This window comes from Pseudomonas imperatae (genome assembly GCF_057128625.1).
This window is the reverse complement of sequence record NZ_JBSKHP010000019.1, coordinates 84,716-107,527: the sequence shown is the minus strand read 5'-3', so window position 1 is coordinate 107,527 and position 22,812 is coordinate 84,716. Positions and strand designations below refer to the sequence as shown.

The window sequence follows — 22,812 nt, the reverse complement described above, 5'->3', positions numbered from 1 at the left end:
AGAGCCATTATGACCACACCTACTTCCGCTGACGTGGTGATCGTCGGTTCGGGCATTGCCGCCTGCCAGATCGCCCGCAAACTCGCCAACGCCGGCATCGACGTGCTGATGCTCGAAGCCGGCCCGCGTATCCAGCGCTGGGAAATCGTCGAGAGCTACCGCAACTCCGCTTTCAAGGGCGACCTGCAAAGCCCGTACAAACCCACCGAGCACGCCCCGCACCCGCAGTACTCGCCCGAGGACAACGGCTACTTCATCCAGAAAGGCCCCACCCCCTACAAGGCCGGTTACCTGCGCGTCGCCGGTGGCACCACCTGGCACTGGTCGGCCCAGGCCTGGCGGCTGTTGCCCAATGATTTCCGCATGAAAACCAAGTACGGCGTGGGCCGCGACTGGGCCATCAGCTACGACCAACTGGAGCCGTTCTACTGCGAAGCCGAGCAGGAGCTGGGCGTGTCCGGCCCGGCCGAAGACCTGGGCTCGCCACGCAGCAAGCCCTACCCGTTGCCGCCGCTGAAAATGTCCTACCTGGACCAGCGCTTCAAGGACGTGGTGGCGCCCGCCGGCTACGAAGCCGTGCTGGAACCGGCCGGCCGCAACAGCGTGGCCTTCGAGGACCGCCCGGCCTGCTGCGGCAACAGCAACTGCATGCCGATCTGCCCGATCGAGGCCCAGTACGACGGCGGCACTGCCTTGCGCCGCGCGGAAGCGGCGGGGGCCAAGCTGATCGTCAACGCCGTGGTCTACCGCATCGAGCACGATGACAACAACCGCATCGTCGCCGTGCATTACTACAACCCGGACAAGACCAGCGTGCGCGTCACCGGCAAGCATTTCGTGCTGGCCGCCAACGCCATTGAAACGCCCAAGCTGATGCTGATCAGCAAAAGCGAGAAAAACCCCAACGGCATAGGCAACAGCTCCGACCAGGTGGGCCGCAACCTGATGGACCACCCAGGTACCAGCGTGCGCTTCCTGGCCAACGAACCGTTGTGGCCGGGTCGCGGGCCCATGCGCCTGTCGTGCATCAACAACCTGCGCGACGGTGATTTCCGCAACGAGCGCTCGTCGATGAAGATCAACGTCGGCAACTACTCGCCCGTACGCCCGGTGGCCGAATACCTGGTGGGCAAGGGCCTGGTGGGTGACGAGCTGAACGAGCAGATTCGCGACGTGGCGTCGCGCTGGATGATGGTCAACAGCTTCTTCGACATCCTGCCCAACCCGGCCAACCGCATCCGCCCCAGCGACACCGAAACCGACGCCCTGGGTATCCCCAAGCCCGAGGTGCATTACTTCGTCGACGAGTACGTGGACAAGGCCGCCGTGGTCTGCCGCGAGCACTTCGCCAAGATCGCCGAGCTATTCGGCGGCACCGACGTGACTTACTTCGACACCTACTTCAACAACAACCACATCATGGGCACCTTGATCATGGGCAACGACCCCAAGGACTCGGTGGTGGACGCCGACCTGCGCAGCCATGACCATCCCAACCTGTTCATCGCCTCCAGCGGCGTGATGGCCAGCGCCGGCAACGTCAACTGCACCCTGACCCTGGTGGCGCTGGCCGTGCGCCTGGGCGACAAGCTGCTTGCCGAAGTGCGCGCCTGAGGAGCCCTGTGATGAAAGCCACTAAACACTGCATCACCTTGCTGGTCGCCGCATTGTCCCTGGCAAGCCTGGGCGCCAACGCCGACGACGCGCTGATCAAGAAGGGCGAGTACCTGACCCGCGCCGCCGACTGCGAGGCCTGCCACACCACCGCGGGCGGCCAGCCGTTCGCCGGCGGCACGCCGTTCAAGACGCCCATGGGCACGTTGTTCTCGCCCAACATCACCCCGGACAAGGACACCGGTATCGGCAACTGGACCGACGCCCAGTTCCTGCGCGCCGTGCACGAAGGCAAGGGCAAGGACGGCGAGAACCTGTACCCGGCGTTCCCCTACACCGACTACACCGCGCTGACCGACGACGATGTGCTGGCCATCAAGGCTTACCTGATGAGCACGCCGCCTGTGCACAACGTGGTGCCGGAGAACCAGATGCCGTTCCCGTTCAACCAGCGCTGGTCGCTGATGTTCTGGAACCTCATCAACTTCAAGGAAGGCCGCTTCAAGCCGCAGCCCCAGCAGAGCGAGGCGTGGAACCGCGGCGCCTACCTGGTCGACGCCCTGGGCCACTGCGGCCAGTGCCACACCCCGCGCGACATCACCATGGGCCTCAAGGACTCGAAGAAATTTGCCGGCGCCGACCTTGCCGGCTGGAAGGCCTTCAACATCAGCAGCCACAAGCAGGACGGCATCGGCAGCTGGAGCGATGACGAGATCATCCGCTACCTGGGCACCGGCAACGTGCCGGGCCGTGCCCAAGCCGGTGGCCCCATGGCCGAAGTGATCGAGAAGAGCACCCGCCACCTGAGCGAGGCCGACCTCAAGGCCATGGTCACCTACCTGCGCAGCGTGCCGGCCCAAGCCAACGACATCGACAAGGCGCGCAGCGAGCAGGGCACCCCGATCGCCTCGCTGGCCGCGGTGCGTGGTGCGCCGATCAAGGCTGAAGGCGCCAACCTGTACAGCGGCAACTGCGCCAGCTGCCACCAGTGGTCGGGTGGCGGCATCGGCAAGGGCTACTACCCGTCGCTGTACAAGAACAGTGTGGTGGGCGCCGACAACGCCAACAACCTGGTGCTGGTGATGCTGCAGGGTGTGCAGCGTGACATGGGCAACGACAAGGTGGTGATGCCGGCGTTTGGTCGTTCATTGACGGACGAGCAGATCGCGACCTTGGCCAACTACGTGGGCAAGCAGTTCGGTGGTGCCGACTATGGCCTCAAGGCCGCGGACGTGGCGGAACTGCGCAAGGCTGGCCTGCACTGAAACCACGCCCCAGGCCGCGTCACGGGCGCTGCGGTGCGCCTGGCTCTCCGCGTGAAGCAGACGCCGCCTGGCGGCAACTGCTACGCGAATGCGGATACTCCATAGACCGCGTCGCCTGCATCGCGGCCAAGGCCGGCTCCTACCACGAATAGTGTGGGAGCCGACTTTAGTCGCGATGCAGACGACGCCATTTCAAGACAGTTGCTGCTACGCCAATCTTCCGTAGCAGCGGCCATAGGCCGCGTCACGGCCGCTGCGGTACAGCTGATGCACCGCGTGAAGCAGACGCCGCCTGGCGGCAGCTGCTACGGGCGGCCATTATTTGCGCAGCGGGCGGAACGCTTCGCGCAGTTCCTCGCTGAACAGCTGCGGCTGCTCCCAGGCGGCGAAGTGGCCGCCCTTGGCCACTTCGTGGAAGTAGCTCAGCGATGGGTAGGCGCGCTGCGCCCAGCGCTTGGGCGCGCGGTAGATTTCGTGGGGGAACACGCTGATCGCTACCGGCACCTTGATGTCGGCGGTCTTCTGCGCCGCGGCGCTGAAGTTGTTATTGTTGTTCTCCCAATAGAAGCGCGAGGCCGAGGCGCCGGTGTTGGTCAGCCAGTACAGGCTGATGTCATCGAGCATCTCGTCACGGCTCAGCACGCGCTCGGGGTGGCCGTCGCTGTCGCTCCAGGCCGCGAACTTCTCGTACATCCACGCCGCAGTGCCGGCCGGCGAGTCCGACAGCAGGTAGCCGATGGTCTGCGGCCGGGTGACCATCAGGGCGCCGTAGGCGGCATTGCGGCCGAAGAAGGTGCTCAGTGCGTCGTAGGCGTCGCGCTCGGCGCCGCCCAGGCTGGCGGGCGGGGCGTCGCCGCTGTTGATTGGCTTGACCAGCTCCGGTGGCACCGTGGCCGGCATGTTCAGGTGGATGCCCAGCAGCCCGGGCGGCGCCAGGCGGCCCAGGGCGTCGGAAATCACCGAGCCGTGGTCGCCGCCCTGGGATACGTAATGGCTATAGCCCAGGCGTTTCATCAGCACGTCCCAGGCCTTGGCCACGCGCTCGGGGCCCCAGCCCAGTTCAGTGGGCTTGCCGGAAAAACCGTAGCCGGGAATGGACGGGATCACCACGTCGAACGAGTCCTCCACGCGGCCGCCGTAGGCCACCGGGTCGGTCAGCGGGCCGATGGCGTTGAGGAACTCGAACTGCGAGCCCGGCCAGCCGTGGGTGAGAATCAGCGGCATGGCATGGGGGTTGCGCGAACGCACGTGGATGAACTGGATGTCGACGCCATCGATGGTGGTGATGAACTCGGGCAGCGCATTGAGGCGGGCCTCGGCCTTGCGCCAGTCATAGCCGTCGCCCCAGTACTTCACCAGCGCCTGCACCTGGGCCAGTTGCACGCCCTGGGAGGTGTCAGCGACGGTTTCCTTGTCTGGCCAGCGGGTGGCGGCGAGGCGTTGGCGCAGGTCGGTGAGTTGTTGCTCGTCCACGTGCACGTGGTACGGGCGGATCGCGTCCGCGGCGGTGTCGGCGGCAGCAGGGCCGGCCAGGCCCATGAGCAGGGCGAGGGCGAGGAGGCTATGGTTGGCGGCAGTGGGCATGGCGGATGTCCTATCAAGTGGGCGTGGGGTCGAACGGTGTCGACGTGGCCATTGGGCCCGCTTGATGTGTTGCCGATGTGTCGCCATTGGCCGCCCCGGTAGCACTGCGTATCGCTGGCGGCGCCAGATACAAACCGATACATGGCGTGCGCAGCCACCGGGGCGGCGTGGAACTCAGGCCGGCGCTTTCACCGCCGCGCCCGCCGTGGCCGTGCGCCGCCGGCAGGTGATGATGCCCACGAACGACACCGCCAGCGCCAGGATCAGCGTGCTGGTGGCCTCGGCCCGGTGGTCGGGGGTGAACAGCAGCACGGCGATCGCCGCCAGGATGAACAGGATCACCCCGTAAGTAGCCCAGGGAAACAGCCACATCTTGAACGTCAGGGCGTCGCCCTGGGTGCGGCGCATGCGCAGCTGCGACACGGCGATCGCCAGGTACACCAGCAGCGCCACGGCGCCCGAACTGGACAGCAGGAAGTCGAACAGGCTGGCGGGGGCGAAATGGTTGAGGGCGGCGATGAAGGCGCCGACGGCGGCGGTGCCCAGCACGGCGCGGCGCGGCACGCCGTTGCCTGAGGTCTTGGCCGCCGCTGCGGGCGCATCGCCGCGGCGGGCCAGGGAGTAGAGCATGCGCGAGGCGATGTAGATCGAAGAGTTCATGCAGCTGGTCACGGCCACCAGCACCACCAGGTCGACGATCAGCTTGGCGTGGGGCACCTGCAGCAGCTCCAGGGCGCGCTGGTAGGAGCCGACGCTGGCCAGCGCCGGGTCGCTCCAGGGCACCACGGAAATCACCACCATGATCGACAGCAGGTAGAACACGCCGATGCGCCAGATCACCGAGCGGGTGGCCTTGGCGATGTTGCGCGACGGCTCGCCCGACTCGGCGGCGGCGATGGTCACCGACTCGGTGCCGATGAAGCTGAACATGATAGTGATGAACGCACCGACCACCGCGGTCAGGCCGTTGGGGGCGAAGCCGCCGTGCTCGCGCATCAGGCTGACGATGCCGGGGCCTTCATGCAGCGGCAGCCAGCCCAGCAGGGCGGCGGCGCCGAAGCCGATGAAGCCGATGATGGCGGTGACCTTGAGCAGGGCGAACCAGAACTCGAACTCGCCGTATTTGTCGACGCCGAACAGGTTGGTGATGCTCAGCAGCACCACCGACGCCAGGGCGTAGATCCAGGTGTCGCACCAGGGAAACCACTGGTTGAGGATGTGCCCGGCGGCCAGCGCCTCGATGGGCACCACCAGCACCCAGAACCACCAGTACAGCCAGCCGATGGTGAAGCCGGCCCAGGGGCCGATGGCTTTTTCGGCGTAGGTGGAAAAGGAACCGGTGTCGGGGTTGGCGACGGCCATCTCGCCAAGCATGCGCATCACCAGCACCACCAGGGTGCCGGCGGCGAGGTAGGCGAGGATGACGGCGGGGCCGGCGGCGGCAATCGCATGGCCGGAGCCGACGAACAGCCCCGCGCCAATGATCCCGGCAATGGACAGCATGGTTACGTGGCGCGGTTTGAAGCCGTTGGACAGCTGGCCGCCGCTTTGATCGTTCAGGCTCGTCATACTCTGCTCTTGTTCGAGGGTTTTAGGGGGCAGAGAAGGGCAGTGACACGAAGAGGCAGGTGAAGCTCGACAGCGCCAATCCTGGGCCACGCCGCTTTGCATGTTATTGTTTTGTCAGGCGTTCCTGGGGCGCTAGCTTAAACCGGGTGCAAGCGGCGGGCTGTTTCAGTTGCGCCACGAGGCTTTCAGGGAACGACATGGGCGGCGCGCGGGGGTCGTTTTCAGCGTGAGTCGAGCCGGCGCCGATGCTCCCACTCGCGCACCGCGTCCATGAACAGCCTCAGGGCAATCGGCGGGTGGCGGTTGGCCGGGTAATAGAAACACAGCCCCGGCAGCGTCGGGCTCCATTCGGGCAGCAGGTGCAGCAGCCGCCCGGCCTGCACGTGGGCCTCGACGTGGTAGTGGGGTATCCAGGCCACGCCGATGCCGGCCAGGGCGGCGTCCACCATCAGGTTGGTGTTGCCCAGGGTCATCGGCCCGTCCACGTCGATGACCGCCACCTCGCCGCCGCGCTCCATGCCCCAGTGGTACATCGCGCCGCTGGCGAAGCGGTAGCGAATGCAGCGGTGCTGCTTGAGGTCGTGGGGCGCGCGTGGCGTGCCGTACTGCGCCACGTAGGCGGGCGAGGCCACGGCGGCGAAGCGCAGGGGCTCGCCGAAGGGCACCGCGACCATGTCCAGGGGGATGTCCTCGTGCACGCGGATGCCGGCGTCGAAGCCATCGGCGACGATGTCGACGAAGCGGGTGTCGATGACGAACTCGACGTGGATGTCCGGGTAGGTGGCCAGGAACGCGGGCAGCACCTCGCGGATGATCGGGCGCGCGCCGGCTTCGGCGGCGCTGATGCGCACCGAGCCCGAAGGGCGGTTGCTGGTCGACACCACTTCGGTCACCGCTTCATCCAGGTCGGCCAGCGCCGGCATGATCCGCCGCAGCAGGCGCTCGCCCACCTCGGTCAGCGCCACCGAGCGGGTGGTGCGGTTCAGCAGGCGCAGGCCCAGGCGTGCTTCCAGGTTGCGCATGGTGTGGCTCAGCGCCGAGGGCGACACGCCCAGCCTGGCGGCGGCGGCGCGGAAGCTCTTCAATTCGGCGATCGCCGCGAAGGCGTTGAGTTCGGACAGGCCGGCGCGTTGCATTGATGAAAAATCCTCATTACATCGTGCGCAATGGCACGGATTGTTGAGGTTTTACCATCAACCTATGCTGATGACCATCCTACCGTCACTCACGCAGAGGCAACTCCATGAGCAATAACATCTCCGCCAAGGTCGTGGTCATCACCGGCGCCAGCAGCGGCCTGGGCGAAGCCACCGCACGCCACCTGGCCGCCCAGGGCGCGCGGGTGGTGCTGGCAGCGCGCCGCCTGGAGCGTATCGAAGCCGTGGCCCAGGCGCTGCGCGCCAGCGGCGCAGAAGCCCTGGCCGTGGCCACCGACGTCACCGACGCCGTGGCCGTGAAGGCCCTGGTGGACCAGGCCGTGAGCGCCTTCGGCCGCATCGACGTGATGATCAACAACGCCGGGATCATGCCCCACTCGCCGCTCGAGCGCCTGAAAATCGAGGACTGGCACCAGACCATCGACGTCAACATCAAGGGCGTGCTGCACGGCATTGCCGCCGCCTTGCCGCACATGATCCAGCAGAAAGCCGGGCAGATCATCAACGTCTCCTCGGTGGCCGGCCACAAGGTGCGCCCGGGCAGCGCCGTGTACGCGGCGACCAAGAGCGCCGTGCTGATGATCTCCGAGGGCCTGCGCCAAGAGGTCAAGCCCTACGACATCCGCACCACGGTGATCTCCCCGGGCGCGATTGACACCGACCTGCCGGCCAGCATCACCGAGGCCGATATCGCCGGGCACATCCAGAACTTCTACAACGAGTACGCGATTCCTGCAGAGTCGTTCGCCCGCGCCGTGGCGTTCGCCATCAGCCAGCCGCCGGAGGTCGACATCAACGAAATCCTCTTCCGGCCGACCCGCCAGGAGCTCTGAAGCACCGCTGGGCCACTGGATCGAACCCGGTGGCCCTTCAGTAGTCAGCTGCAATGTGATGCAACCCACGTGAGGGTGAACCTGATGACTGACCAGAAGAACAGGCCACCGGCCGATGCCCATGATGCGGCGGCGCCCCAGGCGTCGCGGCGCAATTTCCTCAAGTTCGGTGCCTCGGGCATCGCCGCCGCCACCGTGTCCCACTGGATACCGCCAGCGCTGGCCCATGGCGTGGCGCCGGCGGCCGAGGTCAACGACCCGGACGCGCCCGCCGCTGGCGAGCAGCGCATCAAGTTGCAGGTGAATGGCCAGTGGCACAGCCTCAACGTGCCGGCCAACGCCATCCTGCTGGACGTGCTGCGCGACCGCCTGCAACTGACCGGCAGCAAGAAGGGCTGCGACCACGGCCAATGTGGCGCCTGCACCTTGCTGGTGAATGGCGTGGCGATCAATTCGTGCCTGTCCATTGCCGTGCAGCACGACGGCGAGAGCATCACCACCATCGAAGGGCTGGCCAAGGACGGCGCGCTGCACCCGGTGCAGCAGGCGTTCTGGGAGCACGACGCCTACCAGTGCGGCTACTGCACCTCGGGGCAGATCATGAGCGCGGTGGCCATTCTCAACGACCCGAACGTACCCGCCGATGACGCCAGCGTGCGCGAGGCCATGAGTGGCAATATCTGCCGCTGCGGCGCCTACAAGAACATCCTCGCGGCCGTGCAGGCGGCGCGGGCGAAGATGGGGAGGGCGGTCTGATGCGTACCTTCGACTATTCGCGTGCCGACTCGGCCGCCAACGCCGTACGCACCGCGTCCGGCACCGGCCAGCGCCTGTACCTGGCCGGTGGCACCAGCTTGCTCGACCTGGTGAAGCTGGACGTGATGCAGCCCGACCAGTTGGTCGATATCAACCGCCTGGCGCTCAAGCAGATCGAGCCTTTGCCCGACGGCCGCCTGCGGGTTGGCGCGCTGGTCAGCAACACCGACCTGGCGCGGCACCCCTGGGTGCGCCTGCACTACCCGGTGCTGTCCCAAGCGCTGCTGGCCGGGGCCTCCACCCAATTGCGCAACAAGGCCACCACCGCCGGCAACATCATGCAGCGGGTGCGCTGCAATTACTTCCGCGACGGCGTTTCACCCTGCAACAAGCGCGAGCCGGGCAGCGGCTGCGCGGCCATCGGCGGGCTGAACCGCAGCGTGCACGCGGTGCTGGGCACCAGCGAGCACTGCATTGCCAGCCACCCCTCGGACATGTGCGTGGCGGTGGCGGCCATTGGCGCGCGTGTCACCGTGCAGGGTGCAGCCGGCTCGCGGGAGATCGACTTTGCCGACTTCCACCTGCTGCCCGGTGATACGCCCTGGCAGGAACACGCGTTGCAGCCCCACGAGCTGATCACCCACCTGACCCTGGACGCGCCCCTGGCCAACAGCCGCTCGGGCTACCTGAAGCTGCGCGACCGTACCTCGTACCAGTTCGCCCTGGCGTCCAGCGCGGTGGTGCTGGTGCTCGATGGCCCGCGCATCACCCAGGCGCGCATAGCCCTGGGCGGGGTGGGCACCAAGCCCTGGCGCGCGCGTGAAGCCGAGCAGGCGCTGGTGGGGCAGCCGGCAACGCTGGAGAGCTTCACCCGCGTGGCGCAACTCGCCATGAAGGACGCCCACGCCTATGAACACAACGCCTTCAAGATCCCGCTGGGGCAGCAGGCCATCATCCGCAACCTGCGAGACCTGACCGCCTAGGAGCTGCCCATGAACCAGAGCATTATCGGCACCCCCACGCCCCGCGTGGACGGCCGCCAGAAAGTCACTGGCGCGGCGCGCTACGCCGCCGACCACCCCATGCCCGGCCTGCTGTTCGCCTATGGCGTGTACAGCAGCATTGCCAGCGGCCGCGTGCGGGCCATCGACGACGCCCGGGCCAGGGCTATGCCCGGCGTGGTCAGTGTGCTGCACCACGGCAACGTCGGGCCGTTGCACCGCACGCCCAACACGCCGCTCAAGGACGTGCTGACCGCCAGCAAGGCCGACGAGCACCGGCTGCCGTTCGAGGACGACGGCGTGTACTACCCGGGCCAGTTCGTGGCGCTGGTGGTGGCCGACACCTTCGAACATGCGCGCGCTGCGGCCTACCAGGTGAAGGTCGACTACGAACAGAGCGAGCCGACCAGGACCCTGGCCGACGCCTTGCGCCTGCATGGTGCCACGGACGGCGGCCGCGGCCACAGCCGTGGCGATCCCCAGGCTGGCTACGAGGGCGCGGCGCACCAGCTGGACCAGACCTACACCACGCCGGTGGAGGTGCACAACCCGATGGAAATGCACGCCACCACCGCCTGGTGGCAAGACGGCCGGCTGTACGTCTACGAGGCCACCCAGGGTGTGGTCAACCACCGCAACATGCTCGCCAACGTCTTCGACCTGCCGCCGGACAAGGTCGAGGTGCGCGCGCCGTTCATAGGCTCGGGGTTCGGCGGCAAGCTGTGGCCGTGGCCGCATTCGGTGGCCGCCTGCATGGCCGCCAAGGCCACCCAGCGGCCGGTGCAACTGATGCTGCCGCGCGCGCAGATGTTCACCACCGTGGGCCACCGGCCCGAGACGCAGCAGCGTATTCGCCTGGCCACCGATGCCAGCGGCAAGCTGCTGTCGATCCGGCATGAGTCGGTCAACAGCACCTCCACCCTGGACGCCTACACCGAGGCCTGCGGTGGCGTCACCAGCAGCTTGTACTCGTGCCCCAACGTGCTGGTGTCGCACAAGCACAGCCCGCTGAACCGCGGCACGCCGACCTCCATGCGCGCGCCGGGCGCCGCCCCTGGGTTGTTTGCCCTGGAGTCGGCGATTGACGAGATGGCCTTGCTGCAGGGCATGGACCCGGTGGCGTTCCGCAAGCTGAACCTGGCCACCCGTGATGAAGCGCTGAACCTGCCGTTCTCCGGCAACCACCTGCCCGAAGCGCTGGCGCAGGCGGCGCAGCGTTTTGGTTGGGAACGGCGCAATGGCGAAATTGGCTCCATGCGCGAAGGCGATGAAATCATTGGCTATGGCGTGGGCGCCTGCAACTGGGAGGCGTTCCAGATGCCCACCGAAGCGCGGGTGATCCTGCGTGCCGACGGCAGCGCGCTGGTGCAGTCGGGCGTGCAGGACATTGGTACCGGTACCTACACCGTGGCTGCGCAGACCGTGGCGCAGCTGACCGGGTTGCCGGTGGAGCGCATTGAAGTCGAGCTTGGCAGTTCGGCGTTGCCGCCCGGGGCCTTGTCGGGTGGTTCCTGGCTGACCGCCAGCCTGATGCCGGCACTGGCGGGGGCCACGCGCCAGGCCCTGACGCAACTGCGTGAATACGCCGTGGCGCCGGGCGGGGTGTTCGCCGGTGCCGATGCCGAGCACTTGCAGGTGGACGGCGGGCAGCTGGTCAACGGCGACCAGCGCGCCAGCTTCGCCCAGGTGCTGGACCGCCAGCGGCTGGCGCGGGCCGAGGGCTTCTTCCACAGCGGCGCCAAGTCGGGGGAGTTTTCCTTTCGCTCCTTCGGCGCGCATTTCGTCGAGGTGCGCTGGGACCCGGGCATCTCGCGCCTGCGGGTGGCGCGGGTGGTCAGTGCCATTGACGTCGGCAAGGTGGTCAACCCGCTGGCGGCGCGCAACCAGGTGGAGGGGGCGATTGTCATGGCCATCGGCATGGCCCTGTTCGAAGCCGGCGAGTTCGACCCACGCACCGGCCTGCCGGCCAACAACAACTACGCCGAGTACGTGGTGCCGGTGCACGCCGACCAGCCGGACATCGACGTGACCCTGCTGGATTTCCCCGACCTGAACCTCAGCGAGTTCGGCGCGCGCGGCATCGGCGAGATCGGCGTCACCGGCCTGGCGGCCGCCGTGGCCAACGCCGTGTACCACGCCACCGGCAAGCGCATCCGCAGCCTGCCCATCAGCAAGGAAAAGTTAATGACGGTATAACCCCGTAGCAGCAACAGTCGTTGTGGGAGCTGGCTTGCCAGCGAGCTGTTGGGGCCATAAAAGCTCGCTGGCAAGCCAGCTCCCACAATCGCCGCCGGACGCCGCCTTCGGCAGCTGCTACGGGTTGCCGGCGCTTCCACACCCTGGCGGCCGTGGCCAACGCCGTGTACCACGCCACCGGCAAGCGCATCCGCAGCCTGCCCATCAGCAAGGAAAAGTTAATGACGGTATAACCCCGTAGCAGCAACAGTCGTTGTGGGAGCTGGCTTGCCAGCGAGCTGTTGGGGCCATAAAAGCTCGCTGGCAAGCCAGCTCCCACAATCGCCGCCGGACGCCGCCTTCGGCAGCTGCTACGGGTTGCCGGCGCTTCCACACCCTGGCGGCCGTGGCCAACGCCGTGTACCACGCCACCGGCAAGCGCATCCGCAGCCTGCCCATCAGCAAGGAAAAGTTAATGGCGGTATAACCCCATAGCAGCAACAGTCCTTGTGAGAGCTGGCTTGCCAGCGAGCTGTTGGAGCCATAAAAGCTCGCTAGTATGTAGCAGCGGCCAAAGGCCGCGTCCGCAGGCGCCGCGGTTGGGCAGGTTCGCCGCCGGACGCCGCCTTCGGCAGCTGCTACGGGGTGCCCAATGCCCAGGCGGGGCGGGTGGCGGTGACTTCGCCGTTGGCCCAGGCCTTGAGGTAGTCGCGTGCGAACACCATGCCGGCCTCGCACTCCTCGGCGCTGCACCCCAGGCTGCGCAAGGCCATGCGCACGGCCTCGTCCATGTACGCATCCGGCGCCTCCACCCCCTGGCGCAGGGCCTGGATGGCATGGGCCGAGGCGCCCATCAGGAAGTCGGTGGCGACGTCGATGCGCGGCAGCTGGAAGGCGCCGCTGGCCTGGCCGTGCTCAAGGTCGCGGGACATGTACTCGGCCACCAGCGAGGTGTGCTGCCAGGCATCCACGCGGGTCACGAAACCTGCCCACAGCGGGTCGAGCAGGGCGCGCAGCATGAACAGCCGGAACGCCGTGGCCACCCGCTGGCGCGGCTCGGTGAGTACGTCGTACACCGGCAGGATGTCGGTGGTCATCTGGTTGTTCAGCGCCTGCCCGATGGCCACCAGCACCTCGTCCAGCGAGGTGAAGTAGTTGTAGAAGGTGCCGCGCGACACCTCCGCTTCGCGGATCACATCATCGATGACCGGGGCGCTGGCGCCGCTGGCAGCGAACACGCGCATGGCCGCGTCCAGCAGCTTGGCGCGCATCAGCTGGCGTTTTTTCAGGGCAACGTGCGGGCGGTGGTCGACCACCGGGGTGGCAGGCGCGGGCTTGGACACTGCAAAACCTCGTTCAAGTGACAGATCGTCAGAATGACAGTCTAGGCGCCGCTTATCAGAATGACAAATTTGTTCAAAATACCCCTTGCGCCGCCTTCAAGGCTGGCCTACATTCAACTCAATTGTCGGAATGACAATATCGTCATAAAAATAATAGGAGACGAGCATGTTGATCCCTTCCCACCCCGCGTCACGCCCGCATCCCACCTCGCCCAGCGCCCGTTCGAACTGGCACGTCTGCGTCTTCAAACTGCACCGCCGCACCTGACCGCACCGCACCTGCACCTGGTTGAATGATTGCCTGCCCACTGCCCCGGGCGGCTTGCATGCACCTGAACGTTATAAATGACATTTTTGTTCATTATGATAGCCGAGGTTGGTATGAACGCAGACCTGAACACCGCACGCGCCTTCACTGAATTCGCCGCCCAGCCCACCCTGGCCGAGCTGGTCGAACGGGCCCGTGCCCTGCAGCCGTTGCTGCGCAAGAACACCGTCGAAAACGAAAAGAACCGCCGCACCTGCGAGGAAAATATCCAGGCCATCCAGGACGCCGGCCTGTTCCGGCTGATGGTGCCCAAGCGCTTTGGCGGCCACGAAGGCACGCTGCGGGCGCACATGGAGGTCTCCGCCGCCCTGGGCGAAGCCTGCGGCGGCACCGCCTGGGTGGTGGCGCTGACCAACGTCTGCGCCTGGTTCACCGGGCTATTCTGCGAGCAGGCGCAGAACGAAGTGTTCGGCGCCAACCCCGACGCGCGGGTGGCCGGGGTGTTCAACGCCTCGCCCAACACCCGGCGAGTGGAGGGCGGGCTGATCGTCAGCGGCAAGTGGTACTCCTCGTCGGGCAGCCTGCACGCTGACTGGGCCGTGGTGGGTGCCGAGGAGCGCGACGCCAATGGCGCGGTGATCGGCCAGTACCTGGCGCTGATGCCCAAGGCCGACTACCGCATCGAAGACACCTGGTTCACCGCCGGCATGCGCGCCTCGGGCAGCAACTGCGTGGTCGCCGAGGAGGTGTTCGTGCCCAACCACCGCCTGCTGCACATGGGCGGCGCCATCGAAGGCGAGTACGCTACAGAGTTCAAGGACGAAGCCGCCTACCGCGGCCTGTTCGTGCCGTTCGCGGCGTTGATCCTCAATGGCCCGCAACTGGGCCTGGGCCGCGCCGCGCTGCAGTACGTGATCGACAACGCACCGCGGCGGGCCATCGCCTACACCTCGTTCGAGAAACAGCCCGACTCGGTGGTGTTCCAGGTGCAGGTCGCCGAGGCCGCGCTGAAAATCGACACCGCGCACCTGCGTGCCTTCCGCGCCGCCGACGAGATGGACGCCGCGGCGCGCCAGGGCATCAAGCTCGACGCGCTGACCCGCGCGCGCATCCGCGCCGATGTCGGCCTGGTCAACACGCACATCACCGAGGCCATCAACATCCTGCTCTCGGCCCACGGCGCCGGCAGCTTCTCCGAGGCCAGCCCGATGCAGCGCTGGTGGCGCGACTCCAACACCGCGGCGCGGCACGCGGTGGCGTTGCCGGCGGTGGGCAATGAGCTGTATGGCAAGGCGCTGCTGGGTGTGGAAAACACCGTCACGCCGCTGGTTTGATCGCCCCCTGACCGAGGACTGTCCCATGGACACCAAACTCCTGCGCTCAGTGATGGGCCAGTTCGCCACGGGCGTCACCGTGGTCACCTTCAACGCCGACGGCGAGCCCGCCGGCATGACCGCCAACGCCTTCATGTCGGTGTCCCTTGAGCCACCGCTGATCCTGGTGTCGATCCGCAACGCCTCCAGTTTCAACCGCTTCGTCGACGTGGGCGTGCGCTACGGCGTCAACTTCCTCGCCGAAAGCCAGCGCTGGCTCAGCGGCCACTTCGGCGGCCGCCCGGAGCAGGGCGCCGAACTGCCCTTCATCGACCACGAAGGCACGCCCTTGCTCGACGGCAGCCTGGTGCAGTTGGTGGCGCGCACCGTCGACGTGCACCCGGCAGGCGACCACCTGCTGTACATCGGCGAGATCGAGCACCTGCGCATCGGCGCCCAGCGCAAGCCCTTGCTGTTCTTCAGCGGCCGCTACCACCAGATGCACGCCCGCTCGCCCGGCAGCGAATGGAGCGGCTGCATCGACGGCTGGTAACCCGCCGCAGCTCACCCCAACAGCCCCATGAACGCTCCCCAGGCACACCCGACGCCGGCGTGCCAGGGCCCGCTCATGCCTGATAAACCTCAATCGAGTGTGTTTGCCATGACCTCCTTTACCCGCGAAGGGTCGTTAAAGACCGACAGCGACATCGATCACCACGAAACCCGCGACTGGCTGGACGCCCTGGAAGCCGTGGTGCGCAGCGACGGCAGCCAGCGCGGCGAATACCTGTTGCGGCGCCTGGACGAGCACGCCAGCCACCTGGGCGTGCGCCGCAGCGCGCACCCTTATTCGCAGTACCAGAACAGCATTGCCCTGGAGCAACAGCCGGCGTTTCCCGGCGACCTGGCCATGGAAGAACGCCTGACCTCGATCATCCGCTGGAACGCCCTGGCCATGGTGGCCCGGGCCAACAAGGCCTACGGCGAGCTGGGCGGGCACATCTCCAGCTACGCCTCGGCGGCAGAGATTTTCGAGATCGGCTTCAACCATTTCTTCCGCGCCGACAACGCCGAAGGGAAGGGCGACCTGGTGTACTTCCAGCCGCACTCGGCGCCCGGGGTATACGCCCGGGCCTTCCTCGAAGGCCACCTGGACGAAGCGCAGCTGGCCCGTTACCGCCAGGAAGTGGACGGCGGCGGCCTGTGTTCCTACCCGCACCCCTGGCTGATGCCCGACTTCTGGCAGTTCCCCACTGGCTCCATGGGCATTGGACCGATCAGTTCAATCTACCAGGCGCGCTTCCTGCGCTACCTGGAACACCGCGGCATCTCCGACACCTCACATCGCCATGTCTGGGGCGTGTTCGGCGACGGCGAAATGGACGAACCCGAATCCATCGCCGCGCTGTCGCTGGCGGCGCGGGAAAACCTCGACAACCTGACCTTCATCGTCAACTGCAACCTGCAACGCCTGGACGGCCCGGTGCGCGGCAACGGCCAGATCATCCAGGAGCTGGAAGCGCTGTTCAGCGGCGCCGGCTGGAACGTGATCAAGGTGGTGTGGGGCTCGGACTGGGACGCGCTGTTCGCCCGCGACCACAACCACGTGCTGCTGCGCCGTTTCGCCCACACCGTCGACGGCCAGTACCAGACCCTGGGGGCCAACGATGGCGCCTACAACCTGGAGCATTTCTTCGACCAGGACCCTGAGTTGCAGGCGCTGGTGGCGCACATGACCCCGCAGGAGATCGACGGCCTGCGCCGTGGCGGCCACGATTTCCGCAAGCTGTACGCCGCGTTTGCCGCCGCCAAGGCCCACAACGGCCAGCCCACGGTGATCCTGGCCAAGACCAAGAAAGGCTACGGCATGGGCCTGGCGGGTGAGTCGCGCAACACCACGCACCTGCAGAAAAAGCTGGACGTCGACGCCCTGAAGGCCTTCCGCGACCGCTTCGCCATTCCCCTGGACGACACCGCGCTGGAGGAAATGCGCTTCTACAAGCCCGCCGCCGACAGCGCCGAGATGCGCTACCTGCACGCCCGCCGTGCGGCGCTGGGCGGCTACCTGCCACGTCGCCAGAGCCGCGCCGAAGCGCTGCCGGTGCCGGCGCTGGCCAGCTACGCGCAGTTCGCCCTGGCCCCGGACGAGCGCGAGACCTCGACCACCACCGCCGTGGTACGGCTGTTCACCCACCTGCTCAAAGATCAAACACTGGGACCGCGCATCGTGCCGATTGTGGCGGACGAGGCGCGCACCTTCGGCATGGCCAACCTGTTCCGGCAGATCGGCATCTACTCGCCGGTGGGCCAGCTGTACGAGCCCGAGGACGCCGGCGCGATGCTGTACTACAAGGAGTCGCGTGACGGCCAGTTGCTGGAAGAAGGCATCACCGAGGCCGGCGCCATCTCGTCCTGGGTGGCCGCTGCAACCTCCTACAGCGTCAACGGCGTGGCCATGCTGCCGTTCTACATCTACTACTCGATGTTCGGCTTCCAGCGCATCGGCGACCTGATCTGGGCGGCTGCCGACCAGCGTGCCCGCGGTTTCCTGATCGGTGCTACCGCAGGAAGAACTACCCTGGCCGGCGAAGGCCTGCAGCACCAGGACGGCAGCAGCCAGTTGGTGGCCTCGACGGTGCCCAACTGCCGCGCCTATGACCCGGCGTTCGCCAGCGAGGTGGCGGTGATCATCGACCACGGCAGCCGGCGCATGCTGGAACAGCAGCACGACGAGTTCTACTACCTCACCGTGACCAACGAGAACTACCCCCAGGCGCCGCTGGACGCTGCCGACCATGCCGCTGTGATCAAGGGCATGCGCCGCTTCGGCCGCCGTGGCGCGGAGGACGCCGCCAGCCAGGTGCGCCTGCTGGGTTCGGGCTCGATCCTGCGCGAGGTGATCGCCGCCGCCGACCTGCTGGCCGCGGACTGGGGCATCGCCAGCGAGATCTGGAGCGTCACCAGCTTCTCCGAGCTGGCCCGCGAGGCCCGCGAGGTGCAGCGCGCCACGCTGTTCGGCGCCGAGGCGCCTGCGCCCAGCCACGTGCAGCAGTGCCTGGCCGGCAGCTGCCCGGTGGTGGCCGCCAGCGACTACGTGCGCAGCTATGCCGAGCTGATCGCGCCCTACGTGCAGGCGCCATACACCGCGCTGGGCACCGACGGCTTCGGCCGCAGCGACACGCGGCCGGCGCTGCGGCGCTTCTTCGAGATGGACCGCCAGCACATCGCCGTGGCCGCACTGGCCGCCATCGACCCGCGCCTGGCCGCGCAAGCCCGTGAACGCTACGCCATCGACGTCGCCCTCGACGCGCCGTGGAACCGTTGAGCCGAGAAAAAGGAGGACTGCCCAATGCAACAACTCATGGTGCCTGACATCGGCGATTTTCACGATTTGCCGGTGATCGAAGTGTTTATCAAGGCGGGCGACAGGGTGACGGTGGAGCAATCGCTGATCACCCTGGAGTCCGACAAGGCGGTGATGGACGTGCCCAGTACCGTCGCTTGCACCATCCGCGAGGTGCTGATCAAGCCCGGCGACGTGGTCTCCAAGGGCAGCCTGATCGCCCATGTGCAGTACGCCGAGGCGGTGGCCAGCGCGCCGGCGGCCGTCAAGCCAGCCCCGGTGCCGGCGCCTGCACCGTCTTCGCCGCCCGCGCCGGTTGCACTGGCCCTGGCCGGCCCGGCGGTGCGCAAACTGGCTCGCGAGCTGGGCGTGGACCTGGCCAAGGTCACCGCCAGCGACCCGCGCGGGCGCATCCAGCGCGAGGACGTCAAGGCGTACGTCAAGGCCCAGGCGCAGCAACCGTCGCCCGCCGGCAAAGGCGGCGGGCTGGAGGTGCTGCCCTGGCCGGAGGTCGACTTCGCCCAGTTCGGCGCCATCCAGCGCAGCGCCAGGCCACGCATCAAGCGCCTGTCGGCGGCCAACCTGCACCGCAACTGGGTGAGCATCCCCCACGTCACCAACCACAGCCAGGCCGACATCACCGAGCTGGAAGCGCTGCGCGTGCAACTCAACCGCGAGGCCCAGGAGGGCGGGGCGAAGGTCACCCTGCTGGCGTTCCTGCTCAAGGCCTGCGCGGTGGCGCTGCAGCGCTATCCGCAGTTCAACGTCAGCCTGCAGGGCGAGGAGGTGGTGCACAAGCAGTACTGCCACCTCGGTTTCGCTGCCGACACCCCGGACGGCCTGGTGGTGCCGGTTATTCGCGACGTCGACCGCAAGGGCATCGCCGCCATCGCCGCGGAAATGGCCGAGCTGTCGCACCTGGCGCGCAGCGGCAAGCTGGGCGCGGCGCAGATGCGCGGCGGCTGCTTCACGGTGTCGTCCCTGGGCGGCATCGGTGGCGGGCACTTCACGCCGATCATCAACGCGCCAGAGGTGGCGATCCTCGGGGTGGGCAGGGCGGCCATGGCGCCGAGCTGGGATGGCACGGCGTTCCAGCCACGCCTGCAACTGCCGCTGTCGCTGTCCTGGGACCACCGCGCGGTGGATGGCGCCGAGGCCGGGCGCTTCCTTGCCTGCCTGGTGGCATTGCTGACGGATTTTCGTCGTGTGTCGATCTGACCCGTAGAACAAGAACAAGGAGAACCGAGATGACTGCACTGCAAGCAAGCTCACCCGCGGCGGCTACCCAGCCCATCGTGCCGGTGAAGATGGCGCACCTGGTGTACCGCTGCGCCAACCGCCAGGCCATGGTCGACTGGTACCGCCAGGTGTTCCAGGCCCGGCTGGTGTTCCAGGACGAGGTGCTGGCGTTCATCAGCTTCGATGACGAACACCACCGCCTGGCCTTCTTCAACATGCCCGAGCTGCCGGCGAAAACCGACCACATGGTCGGCGTGCACCACGTCGCCTACAGCTACCAGACCATCGCCCAGGTGCTGGCCACCTACGAGCGCCTGAAAGGCGAGGGCATCCTGCCGTCGTGGACCATCAACCACGGGCCCACCACCTCGCTGTACTACCGCGACCCCGAGGGCAACGACATCGAACTGCAGGTCGACAATTTCACCGACCCAGCCGACGCCGCCGCGGTGTTCCAGTCGGAGATCTTCCGCCAGAACCCCATCGGCGTGGAGTTCGACGCCGACGCGCTGGTAGCGCACTGGCGCGCCGGAGCCAGTGACGCACAGCTGTGCGCCCTCGGCACCTGCGCCACCGGCCAAAGCCTTGGCCCCCAATACAGGTAAGCACCATGAAACTCTGCACCTTTGAAACACCCAGCCGCGCGGCCCGCGTCGGGCTGGTGATGGGCGAGCAGGTGGTGGCGATCGGCGACCATTTCAACGACGCGCCGGCCAGCATGATCGAGCTGATCCGCGAGTGGGCGCTGTGGCAGCCGCAGTTGGCCGAACTGGCCGCCAGCGCAGTCACCGGTACGCCGCTGGCCCAGGTCACGCTGCTGGCACCGGTGCCGCGCCCCGGCAAGCTGCTGGGCATCGGCCTGAATTACGCCGACCACGTGGCCGAGTCGGGCATGGACATGCCCGCCGACCAGCTGTGGTTCGCCATGATGAGCACGGCCGCCAACGGCCCCTACGCGCCGGTGGACCTGCCGCGGGTGTCCGAGGCGCTGGACTACGAGGCGGAGATGGTCTTCATCGTCGGCCGGCGCGCCCGTCACCTGTCCCCCGAGCAGGCCCGGCAGGCGATTTTCGGCTACTGCGTGGGCAACGACGTCAGCGTGCGCGACTGGCAGCTGCGCACCTCGCAGTTCCTGCTGGGCAAGAGCTTTGACAGCCATGCGCCGTTCGGCCCCTGGATCGTCACCGCCGATGAGGTCGGCGACCCGCACACGCTGGGTATCCGCTGCTTCGTCAATGGCGAGCAGCGCCAGGCCTCGAACACCGACCAGCTGATCTTCGACTGCTACCAGCAGGTGGCGCACCTGTCGAAAGTCATGACCCTTGAGCCGGGCGACGTGATCTTCACCGGCACCCCCGGCGGCATCGGTGGCGGCTTCAAGCCGCCGCGCTGGCTGCGCGAGGGCGACCGGGTGCGGGTCGAGATCGACGGCCTGGGCATGCTGGAGAACACCGTGCGTGCCGAAGCCTGATGGCCTGTGTCCCCCCTTTCTTCAAGGAGCAAGCGTAATGAGTGAACCCGCCATCATCGACACCATCAACGAACTGGAGGCGCTGCGTTGCCGGGCGCTGGTGGCCAACGACCTGGACGGCCTGGCCGAGCTGCTCGACGAGCAGCTGGTGCATGTGCACGCCACCGGCCAGGTTGATGGCAAACAGCAGTACCTGCAGCTGGTGAGCAGCGCCATCCGGTTTATCAAGGTGGAACGCAGGGCGCTGCAGGTGCGCGTGCTGGGGGACGTGGCAGTGGCCAGCGGGCGGCTGTTGCAGCACATCGAGTTTCGCAGCAGCGGCGAACGCCGTGCCATGGACGTGATGACCACCCAGGTGTGGGCGCGCGAGGCCGGCGGCTGGCGCCTGGTGAGTTTCCAGGCCACCAACCTCTGACGGACGTTTTTCCCGGCCCACCCGCCCGGGTGGGTCGCTGACAATAACAACAAGAGACAGACCATGATCAACGTCAAAGTGAAAGCGCTTGGCGCGGTGCTGGCCGCCCTGGCGATCGTCAACTGCCATGCCGATGAAAGCGAAGAACCCGCCGAGGGCACGCTGTTTCGCAGCCTGTTCGGCGACACCCTCGAACGCGACCATGGCATTACCGTGTCCAACCTGCTGGACGTCGCCTACACCCGCAACAACCGCTCCACCCGGGCCGAGCGCAAGGACGGCCTGAGCAACCTGCCCATCACCGGCATGTCCGACGAAGGCCTGGAGCTGGGCAGCCTGCACCTGTTCATCGACAAGCCGCTGGCGGCCACCTTCGTGCCACGCATCACGCCATTGCCGGGCCCGCGGCCTGACGCGGTGGCCTGGGGCTTCACCCTGGAATTCAACTACGGCCGCAACGCCCAGTTCGCCCGCACCTACGGCTGGGACCAGAGCCTGCACATGAACCAGCAGGACAACCTGCGCGCCCAGCGCGACAAGGACTATTTCCTGGCGGTGCCCAACGCCGCGCTGACCCTTTACTTGCCGTACGGGCCGGGCGTCAGCTTCATGGCCGGGGTGTTCGGCCCGGCCATGGGCTATGAAATCCCGCCCAACATTCGCCTGGCGCGCAACCCGTTCGCCAGCAAGACCTACGCCTTCGTCAGCGAGCCGGGCACCGTCGCCGGGGTGCTGGCCAGCAGCCGCGTGTACAACGGCGACGCCGGCCTGCTGGGGCTGGAGCTGGGGGTGGTGCAGGGCTGGAACAACCTGCGTGACAACAACAACGACAAGTCGCTGACCGGCGCCGTGCGCTGGCGTTCGGCGGACATGAACACCTGGGTGGACTACGAGTTCATGGTCGGCAACGAGCAGGACGACAGCCTGGGCGACGTGCAGGCGCCGCCGTCGCGGGTCATTGCCGCGTCGGGGCAGCTCAAGCAGCAGCATTCGCTCAACGGCTGGCATCAGTTCAATGCCCGCTGGTCCATGGGCGCGGAGCTGGTCTACGGCCATCAGGCGGGCGACGGCAAGGCCTCCACGGTGGACGTGCTGACCGGCCCCGGGTTCGACGGCGCGTCGTGGTGGGGCGCCAACGCGGTGGTCACCTATCAGCTGCGCAAGGACTTGGCGTGGTCGTTGCGCGGCGAGCATTTCAGCGACCCCGAGGGCTTTGCGCTGTTCCCCACCACCACCGCCCGCGGCGCCTTCAATGCGCTGACCAGCGGCGTGCGCTATGACATGAACAAGCACCTGTCGCTGCGCCCCGAGCTGCGCTACGACTGGTTCAAGGGCAGCGACGACCAGCGCCCCTTCGGCAACGGCCGTGACCGCACGCAGCTGACGGCGATGGTGGAGGCGCTGTATTACTTCTGATGGGCAGGGGGGCGCCGCCGATGTCTCGTAGCAGCGGCCAAAGGCCGCGT

At 67.2% G+C, this 22,812-nt stretch carries 18 protein-coding genes; 14 read left to right on the top strand and 4 right to left on the bottom strand.

Annotation, left to right across the window (positions count from 1 at the left end; genetic code table 11):
• Positions 1-9 precede the first annotated feature (9 nt).
• Both ACWKWX_RS22570 and ACWKWX_RS22565 read left to right on the top strand, forming a co-directional pair.
• On the top strand, positions 10-1,614 hold the full coding sequence (locus tag ACWKWX_RS22570) for a GMC family oxidoreductase (RefSeq protein ID WP_483828981.1): 1,605 nt from the start codon (positions 10-12) through the stop codon (positions 1,612-1,614).
• A gap of 11 nt (positions 1,615-1,625) precedes the next feature.
• Positions 1,626-2,879 carry a c-type cytochrome gene (locus tag ACWKWX_RS22565; RefSeq protein WP_483828980.1) on the top strand — a complete coding sequence of 418 codons (1,254 nt, stop codon included), beginning with the start codon at positions 1,626-1,628 and terminating at the stop codon, positions 2,877-2,879.
• 318 nt (positions 2,880-3,197) lie between these two features.
• On the opposite strand, the gene ACWKWX_RS22560 is transcribed toward ACWKWX_RS22565, so the two are convergent.
• The 3 genes from ACWKWX_RS22560 to ACWKWX_RS22550 form a co-directional block, all read right to left on the bottom strand.
• Complete coding sequence (locus ACWKWX_RS22560; RefSeq protein ID WP_483828994.1) at positions 3,198-4,418, bottom strand: epoxide hydrolase family protein; 1,221 nt, start codon at positions 4,416-4,418, stop codon at positions 3,198-3,200.
• 219 nt (positions 4,419-4,637) lie between these two features.
• Positions 4,638-6,032 (bottom strand): amino acid permease, encoded by a 1,395-nt coding sequence (locus ACWKWX_RS22555; RefSeq protein WP_473002421.1) that lies wholly within the window; start codon positions 6,030-6,032, stop codon positions 4,638-4,640.
• Positions 6,033-6,253: 221 nt separating this feature from the next.
• A complete protein-coding gene (locus ACWKWX_RS22550) occupies positions 6,254-7,168 on the bottom strand; it encodes a LysR family transcriptional regulator (protein WP_483828979.1) in 915 nt (304 codons plus the stop codon).
• Between the two features lie 107 nt (positions 7,169-7,275).
• Here ACWKWX_RS22550 and ACWKWX_RS22545 point away from each other — a divergent pair, with 107 nt between their 5' ends.
• The 4 genes from ACWKWX_RS22545 to ACWKWX_RS22530 all read left to right on the top strand — a co-directional run bounded on the left by ACWKWX_RS22545 (position 7,276) and on the right by ACWKWX_RS22530 (position 11,975).
• Positions 7,276-8,022: an SDR family oxidoreductase gene (locus tag ACWKWX_RS22545; RefSeq protein WP_476297690.1), complete on the top strand. Its 747-nt coding sequence runs from the start codon at positions 7,276-7,278 to the stop codon at positions 8,020-8,022.
• An 84-nt stretch (positions 8,023-8,106) separates the two neighbouring features.
• A complete protein-coding gene (locus ACWKWX_RS22540) occupies positions 8,107-8,778 on the top strand; it encodes a (2Fe-2S)-binding protein (protein WP_473002418.1) in 672 nt (223 codons plus the stop codon).
• Positions 8,778-9,761, top strand: coding sequence for an FAD binding domain-containing protein (locus ACWKWX_RS22535; protein ID WP_483828978.1), 984 nt, complete (start codon positions 8,778-8,780; stop codon positions 9,759-9,761). The genes ACWKWX_RS22540 and ACWKWX_RS22535 overlap by 1 nt, the downstream gene beginning before the upstream one ends.
• Before the next feature lie 9 nt (positions 9,762-9,770).
• Positions 9,771-11,975: a xanthine dehydrogenase family protein molybdopterin-binding subunit gene (locus tag ACWKWX_RS22530; RefSeq protein WP_483828977.1), complete on the top strand. Its 2,205-nt coding sequence runs from the start codon at positions 9,771-9,773 to the stop codon at positions 11,973-11,975.
• Between the two features lie 617 nt (positions 11,976-12,592).
• Here the strand turns inward: ACWKWX_RS22530 and ACWKWX_RS22525 are convergent.
• Positions 12,593-13,297, bottom strand: a complete 705-nt coding sequence (locus ACWKWX_RS22525; protein ID WP_473002414.1) for a TetR/AcrR family transcriptional regulator — start codon at positions 13,295-13,297, stop codon at positions 12,593-12,595.
• Positions 13,298-13,678: 381 nt separating this feature from the next.
• On the opposite strand from ACWKWX_RS22525, the gene ACWKWX_RS22520 reads away from it, so the two are divergent.
• The 8 genes from ACWKWX_RS22520 (at position 13,679) to ACWKWX_RS22485 (ending at position 22,762) form a co-directional block, all read left to right on the top strand.
• Positions 13,679-14,899 (top strand): acyl-CoA dehydrogenase family protein, encoded by a 1,221-nt coding sequence (locus ACWKWX_RS22520; RefSeq protein ID WP_473002413.1) that lies wholly within the window; start codon positions 13,679-13,681, stop codon positions 14,897-14,899.
• A gap of 25 nt (positions 14,900-14,924) precedes the next feature.
• Positions 14,925-15,431 carry a flavin reductase family protein gene (locus tag ACWKWX_RS22515; protein ID WP_416424577.1) on the top strand — a complete coding sequence of 169 codons (507 nt, stop codon included), beginning with the start codon at positions 14,925-14,927 and terminating at the stop codon, positions 15,429-15,431.
• Between the two features lie 108 nt (positions 15,432-15,539).
• The gene (mdeB, locus tag ACWKWX_RS22510) at positions 15,540-18,203 is read left to right on the top strand and encodes an alpha-ketoglutarate dehydrogenase (protein ID WP_483828976.1); all 2,664 of its coding nucleotides are present in this window, start codon (positions 15,540-15,542) and stop codon (positions 18,201-18,203) included.
• 24 nt (positions 18,204-18,227) lie between these two features.
• Entirely contained in the window at positions 18,228-19,439 is a 1,212-nt protein-coding gene (locus ACWKWX_RS22505) for a 2-oxo acid dehydrogenase subunit E2 (RefSeq protein WP_483828975.1), read from the top strand.
• Between the two features lie 29 nt (positions 19,440-19,468).
• Complete coding sequence (locus ACWKWX_RS22500; protein ID WP_483828974.1) at positions 19,469-20,065, top strand: VOC family protein; 597 nt, start codon at positions 19,469-19,471, stop codon at positions 20,063-20,065.
• A gap of 5 nt (positions 20,066-20,070) precedes the next feature.
• Positions 20,071-20,931, top strand: coding sequence for a fumarylacetoacetate hydrolase family protein (locus tag ACWKWX_RS22495; RefSeq protein WP_483828973.1), 861 nt, complete (start codon positions 20,071-20,073; stop codon positions 20,929-20,931).
• A 37-nt stretch (positions 20,932-20,968) separates the two neighbouring features.
• The gene (locus ACWKWX_RS22490) at positions 20,969-21,346 is read left to right on the top strand and encodes a nuclear transport factor 2 family protein (protein WP_483828972.1); all 378 of its coding nucleotides are present in this window, start codon (positions 20,969-20,971) and stop codon (positions 21,344-21,346) included.
• Between the two features lie 63 nt (positions 21,347-21,409).
• Complete coding sequence (locus ACWKWX_RS22485) at positions 21,410-22,762, top strand: outer membrane beta-barrel protein (RefSeq protein ID WP_483828971.1); 1,353 nt, start codon at positions 21,410-21,412, stop codon at positions 22,760-22,762.
• The last annotated feature ends 50 nt before the right edge of the window (positions 22,763-22,812 follow it).